General features: G+C 70.5%; 8 protein-coding genes. 3 read left to right on the top strand and 5 right to left on the bottom strand.

The features are described 5' to 3' along the window. The 3 genes from G3N99_RS32945 to G3N99_RS32955 form a co-directional block, all read left to right on the top strand. A partial coding sequence (locus tag G3N99_RS32945; protein WP_206124462.1) for a cobalamin biosynthesis protein occupies positions 1–349 on the top strand: 349 nt, incomplete at its 5' end. Then, positions 342–1,361, top strand: coding sequence for a threonine-phosphate decarboxylase CobD (gene cobD, locus G3N99_RS32950; RefSeq protein ID WP_206124463.1), 1,020 nt, complete (start codon positions 342–344; stop codon positions 1,359–1,361). The genes G3N99_RS32945 and cobD, both read left to right, overlap by 8 nt. Continuing rightward, a complete protein-coding gene (locus G3N99_RS32955; RefSeq protein ID WP_206124464.1) occupies positions 1,358–2,275 on the top strand; it encodes a cobalamin-binding protein in 918 nt (305 codons plus the stop codon). Before cobD ends, G3N99_RS32955 begins: the two co-directional genes overlap by 4 nt. An 89-nt stretch (positions 2,276–2,364) precedes the next feature. Here G3N99_RS32955 and cobC read toward each other — a convergent pair whose 3' ends face one another. From cobC to G3N99_RS32980, 5 genes are all read right to left on the bottom strand, one after another. Then, positions 2,365–2,949, bottom strand: coding sequence for an alpha-ribazole phosphatase (cobC, locus tag G3N99_RS32960; RefSeq protein ID WP_206124465.1), 585 nt, complete (start codon positions 2,947–2,949; stop codon positions 2,365–2,367). Further along, positions 2,934–3,710, bottom strand: coding sequence for an adenosylcobinamide-GDP ribazoletransferase (locus G3N99_RS32965; protein WP_174941604.1), 777 nt, complete (start codon positions 3,708–3,710; stop codon positions 2,934–2,936). Before G3N99_RS32965 ends, cobC begins: the two co-directional genes overlap by 16 nt. After that, positions 3,700–4,755, bottom strand: coding sequence for a nicotinate-nucleotide--dimethylbenzimidazole phosphoribosyltransferase (gene cobT, locus G3N99_RS32970; RefSeq protein WP_174941602.1), 1,056 nt, complete (start codon positions 4,753–4,755; stop codon positions 3,700–3,702). Before cobT ends, G3N99_RS32965 begins: the two co-directional genes overlap by 11 nt. 52 nt (positions 4,756–4,807) lie before the next feature. Beyond that, positions 4,808–5,623, bottom strand: coding sequence for an ABC transporter ATP-binding protein (locus G3N99_RS32975; RefSeq protein WP_206124466.1), 816 nt, complete (start codon positions 5,621–5,623; stop codon positions 4,808–4,810). Then, on the bottom strand, positions 5,620–5,805 hold a 186-nt coding region (locus G3N99_RS32980), incomplete at its 5' end, for an iron chelate uptake ABC transporter family permease subunit (protein WP_206124467.1). The genes G3N99_RS32980 and G3N99_RS32975, both read right to left, overlap by 4 nt.

Below are 5,805 nucleotides of genomic sequence, written 5' to 3' on the forward strand. Positions count from 1 at the left end.
CCTCGACGACGCGCTGAACTGGATGCCCGCGCGCCTCACGGCCGCGAGCTACGCGCTGCTCGGCGACACGGCCGCCGCATGGCGCTGCTGGCGCACGCAGGCGCACCACTGGGACAGCCCGAACGCGGGCCCGGTGATGGCTGCCGGCGCCGGCAGTTTGAACGTCCAGCTCGGCGGCCCGGCCGTCTATCACGGCGAGATCGAGGACCGTCCCGCGCTCGGCACCGGCGCCACGGCGACCGCTGTCCACATCGTCGCCGCGCTGTCGCTCGTCACGCGCACGCTTGCCCTGTGGCTCGCGCTGCTGGTCGCAAGCGGCGCACTCGCCATGGCTACCCATCATGTCTGACACACGCATCGCGCACGGCGGCAACCTGCATGAAGCCGCGCGCCGCCACGGCATTCCGTACGACACGTGGCTCGACCTGTCGACCGGCATCAATCCGGTCGGCTATCCGGTCCCGCCCGTCCCGGCCGACGCGTGGCGCCGGCTGCCCGACGACGGCGACGGCCTCGCGGCCTGCGCCGCGCGGTACTACCACGCCCCCGATCCCGCACACGTGCTGCCGGTTGCCGGCAGCCAGGCCGCAATCCGTGCGTTGCCCGCGTTGCTGCCGACCGGCGACGCCGGCGTCGCGACGCTCGCGTACGGCGAATACGCGCCCGCCTTCGCACGCCACGGCCATCGCGTCGTCGCGCTCGACATCGACACGGATACGCTGCCGGCGACGCTGCGTCACGTCATCGTCGGGAATCCGAATAATCCGACTACCGAGTTCGTGCCGGCCGAGCGCCTGCTCGATTGGCACGCGCAACTGGCGGCGCGCGGCGGCACGCTGATCGTCGACGAAGCATTCGCCGATACCGGCGCGACGCGGTCGCTCGCGCCGCACGTCGATCGCCCGGGCCTCGTCGTCCTGCGTTCGGTCGGCAAGTTCTTTGGGCTCGCCGGCATCCGCGCAGGCTTCGTGCTCGCGTGTCCTGACCTGATCGTCGCGCTGCGCGACATGCTCGGTGCATGGACGGTCGGCGGCCCCGCCCGCCACGCGGTCGCCGAGGCGTTCGCCGACCGCGCATGGCAGGCCGCAGCCCGCGAACGGCTCGCGGCCGACGGCGAGCGGCTGGCCGCCTTGCTGCGCGCGCACGACTTCACAGTTCGCGCGACGCCGCTTTTCTGCTGGACCGACGACCCGCGCGCTGCGGCACTGCATACGGCACTCGCGGCACGCGGGGTCTGGACGCGGCACTTTCCGGCACCGTCGAGCATACGCGTCGGTCTGCCGGGCAGCGAAGCCGAATGGCAACGCCTCGACGACGCGCTCACGCACTGCGTGCCGACGCTGCAACAGGAATCCGCATGAATCCGTCCATGTTTCGACGGCTCGCGCCAGTCGCGTTACTGGCCGCGCTCGCTTACGCGCCACTCGTCCGCGCCGATGTCACGACACGCGACGACGCCGGCAATCCCGTCACGTTGCCGGCACCCGCGCAGCGCGTGATCAGCCTCGCACCGCACGCGACCGAGCTGATCTACGCGGCCGGCGGAGGAGCGAAGCTCGTCGGCACCGTCACGTACAGCGACTATCCGCCCGCCGCGCAAGCGATACCGCGTGTCGGCGACAACAAGTCGCTCGACCTCGAGCGGATCGCCGCGCTGAAGCCCGACCTGATCGTCGTCTGGCGGCACGGCAACGCCGAGCGGCAGACCGACGCGCTGCGTGCGCTGCACATCCCGCTGTTCTTCAGCGAACCGAAACATCTCGACGACGTATCGTCGTCGCTGCGCCGGCTCGGCACGCTGCTCGGCACGCAACCGGCGGCCGATGCGGCCGCGGCCGCCTATACGCGCGACATCGCGGCGCTGCGCACGCGTTACGCCGCGCGAGCGCCGGTCACGCTGTTCTTCCAGGTCTGGGATCGGCCGCTGATGACGCTCAACGGTGCGCACCTGATCAACGACGTGATCGAGCTGTGTGGCGGCCGCAATGTGTTCGCATCGCTCAAGCCGCTCGTGCCGACCGTCACCGACGAGGCGGTGCTCGCGGCGAATCCGGAGGCGATCGTGACGACCAGTGCGGGTACGACACGCTCCGACGAACCGCTGCCAAGCCTGGCGCGCTGGCGCGCGTGGCCCGCACTGACGGCCGTGGCGCGCAACAACCTGTTCGCGATCGACGGCGATCTGCTGACACGGCCGTCGCCGCGGATCGCGCAGGGCGCGGCTGCGCTGTGCGAGGATCTCGATGCCGCGCGTACGCGGCTCGCAGCGCGCTGATTGGCGGCGACTTTCCTGTTCATCGCGTGTCAGATGTCTGAGACGAATTGACTGCGCGCAGCGTCGTTCACACGCAGTGGCCAGCGCGCCTATTCGTCCCAGTGCACCACTTCCCACTTTCGCACGGCGACATCCGCGCGCAGCCAGACGACACCACCGGTCGGTACTGACCGCGACAGCAGCGTACCGAGCGGCACGCGCAGGACATGCGATGCAAACGCACGGATCACGCCCGCATGCGTGACGACCCATTGCGGCCGGCCGAACTGCACCACTGCGTCGACCCGCCCCGCGACCCGCGCAGCAAACCGCGCAACGCTTTCGCCGCCATGCGCACACGCGTGCATCAGGTCGGCCGCCCACGCATCGAGCGCCGCGCGATCGATATCGTCCCAGCGCCGCATTTCCCACGCGCCGAAATCCATCTCCTGCCAGTCCGCGTCGCGTCGCAGCGGCACGTCGCATGCCTGCGCGAGCCGTTCGGCAATCGACGCGCAGCGCGTCAGCGGGCTCGTCCAGACCTGTTCGGGAAGCGGTGCGCAGCGTGCCGACAGATGCGCGCGCACGGCCTGCGCGCCGGCGTCGGCTGGCGCCGCGAGCGGCACGTCGCTGCGTCCGTAGCAGATGCCCGGCTCGACGCCGACGGCCGGATGACGGATCAGGACGACGTCCATCCGAGCACCACGAGATAGATCGCCAGTTCGCACAGTTGCTGCGTGAAGCCGAGACAGTCGCCCGTATAGCCGCCGATCCGCTTCACGAAATAGCGGGCGGCCCACGCGCGCACGAGCACGAGCGCAACGCATGTGGCGACGCCCATGCGCCAGTCAGGCCAGAACAGCCAGGGCAATCCGAATAGCGCCGCGACGCACGCCGCGCGTGCCCCCATCCGTTGCGCGACCGGTTTCGCCTTGCCTTCCGGCCGCACGTAGTCGAGCGTCATCAGCAAGCTCACCGCTGCCGCGCGGCTCGCCGCGTGTGCGGCGATCATCGTCCACGCGGCGCGCAACGGCAGCATGGTCGCCAGCGCCTGCCATTTCACGCCGAGCGAGATCACGAGCGCGACCGCACCGAACGTGCCGATCCGCGAGTCGTGCATGATGCGCAGCACGTCATCGCGCGTATAGCCGCCGCCGAACGCATCGCAGCTGTCGGCCAGGCCATCCTCGTGAAAGGCGCCCGTTGCGAGCAGCGTCGCAGCCATCGACAACCCGACCGCGATCGACGGCGGCAACACGCGCAGCGCAGCAAGATAGACGAGCGCGCCCCATGCGCCGACACAGGCGCCGACGAGCGGGAAATAACGCGCGGCCTGGTCGAGATCGCCGGCTGCGTAGCCGATCGAGCGCGGCACGGGCACGCGTGTGAAATAGCCGAGCGCGACGAAGAAGTAGCGCAGTTCGGCACGCACGCCGCGCGCGCGCTCAGGCGTCACGATTGTCGACGCCGGCGGATTCGAAGCTCGCCATCTCCGTGAGGAATGCGGCGGCCGCACGCACGAGTGGGAGCGCGAGCGCGGCGCCCGTGCCTTCGCCGAGCCGCAGGTCGAGCGCGAGCAGCGGCTTCGCGCCGAAATGTTCGAGCATGCGGCGGTGCCCGGCTTCGTGCGACGTATGCGAGAACACGCAGTAGTCGCGCACGCCGGGTGCGATGCGCTCGGCGACGAGCAGCGCGGCCGTCGCGATGAAGCCGTCGACCAGGATCGTCATCCGCTCGCTCGCGGCCGCGAGATACGCTCCCGTCATCATCGCGATCTCGAAGCCGCCGAACGTCGCGAGCACATCGAGCGGCGCGATCGCGTGCGAGTGCTTGACGAGCGCACGACCGAGCACCGCACGCTTGTGCGCGAGGCCCTGGTCGTCGAGGCCGGTGCCGCGCCCGACGCACGCGTCGATCGGCACGCTGAGCAGGCGGCTCATCAGGCACGCGGCTGACGACGTGTTCGCGATCCCCATCTCGCCGAAGCCGATCACGTTCGTGCCGAGCGATGCATGCAGGCGCACGCGCGCCGCGCCGGCCGCGAGCGCCGTCATCGCCTCGTCGCGCGTCATCGCCGGCTCCGCCGCGAAGTTGCGCGTCCCGCGCGCGACCGGCAGCGACACCAGCCGGTCGGACAGCGGCAGCGGCGACGCAACACCCGCATCGACGATCTCGAGCGTGCTCTGCGCGACGCCCGAGAACGCGTTGATTGCCGCGCCGCCGGCGAGGAAGTTCGCGACCATCTGCGCGGTCACCGCTTGCGGATAAGGACTCACGCCCTCGGCGGCAATCCCGTGATCGCCGGCAAACACGATCATCACCGGACGCTGCACGACCGGCCGCTCCGTATGCTGGATCAGGCCGATCTGCAACGCGATCGCCTCGAGCTGGCCGAGGCTGCCGGGCGGCTTGGTCTTGTGGTCGATCACGTGCTGCAGGCGCTTGCGCAGCACATCGTCGAGCGGCGCGATCGCGGGCGGGAAGTGGGTCGAGGTCGTCATCGAAAAGCCGTGTCGTTGGCGCGGCGTGCGTCGCGCATCGGAAAGGAAAAGGTCATTGTCGCTCGGGCCACGCGGGCAGCAGCGCGTCGCGGCCATTCTCGCGGATCAGCACGAGCGGATAACCGAACGCATCGCTCGCGCGCTCGGGCGTCAGCACGTCGTGCACGGGGCCGGCCCACGCATGGCCTCGGCCGTCGAGCAACAGTGCATGCGTCGCGAAACGCCGCGCAAGATTCAGATCATGGCACGAGAACAGCACCGTGCGCGGGCTCGCGTCGAGCCATGCGGCCAGCGCGGTCAGGCAATCGATCTGGTGATGCAGGTCGAGATGCGCGAGCGGCTCGTCGAGCAGCATCGACGGCGCGTCCTGGCACAGCGTCGCGGCCAGCGCGACACGCTGGCGCTCACCGCCCGACAGCGACAGCACGTCGCGCGACGCGAGTGCGGTCAGATCGAAGGTCGCCAGCGCGTCGCGCGCCGCCGCGCGGTCGCCATCGCGCTCCCAGCCCCAGCCGCCGAGATACGGAAAGCGGTTGAGCAGCACTGTGTCGAACACGGTCGCGCTGAATGCGTCGTGCAGTTGCTGCGGCATCAGCGCGCGACGCTGCGCAAGCTGCTCGGGCGGCCATGCGGCAAGCGGCCGGCCGTCGATCTCGACGTGTCCGCCGGCGGGCGCCTGCAGCCCCGCGAGTGTCGCGAGCAGCGTCGTCTTGCCCGCGCCGTTCGGCCCGGCGACGCACCAGATCTCGCCGGGACGAAACACCTGGGTGAAGCCGTCGAGCAGCGTGCGCGCGCCGGCCTTCAGCGTCAGGTCGACGGCCGCGTAGTTCATGTCGCCGGCCGTGGCGTGCAGAGTGGCCCCGCTCATCGCATCGGCCTCCTCAACAACATCCACAGGAACACCGGCACGCCGATCAATGCGGTCATCACACCGACCGGCAGTTGCGCGGGCGCGATCGCGGTGCGTGCGAGCAGGTCGGCCGCCATTACGCCGCCGCCGCCCGCGAGCATCGCGGCCGGCAGCAGCATCCGCTGGTCGTTGCCGAAGGC

Origin of the sequence: Burkholderia sp. Ac-20392, assembly GCF_017104585.1 — a bacterium.
Classification (GTDB): Bacteria; Pseudomonadota; Gammaproteobacteria; order Burkholderiales; family Burkholderiaceae; genus Burkholderia; species Burkholderia lata.